The 335-nt window shown below is 66.3% G+C and carries 1 pseudogene; it reads left to right on the forward strand.

Annotation, left to right across the window (positions count from 1 at the left end):
- Positions 1 to 335, forward strand: a pseudogene (locus AC3A6P_RS36165) (acetaldehyde dehydrogenase (acetylating)); the annotation flags it as partial.

Raw genomic sequence — 335 nt, forward strand, 5'->3', positions numbered from 1 at the left:
GGCCCGGGCGTCATCCCGCCGGCGAACCTGCGCGAACATCTCGATGCCCCGAACGTCAACATGGTGACCTGTGGTGGCCAGGCCACGATCCCCATCGTCTACGCAGTGTGTCGCGCTGTCGTCGAACAGGGGGGAGTGGTGCCCTACGGCGAGATCGTCGCGTCGGTGTCTTCGGCGTCGGCCGGGCCCGGTACCCGGGCCAACATCGATGAGTTCACCAAGACCACCAGTGCCGGTGTGCAGAACATCGGCGGCGCCCAGCGGGGCAAGGCCATCATCATCCTCAACCCCGCCGATCCGCCGATGATCATGCGCGACACCATCTTCTGCGCCAT

The organism is Mycobacterium sp. Soil_C_30, assembly GCF_057656995.1.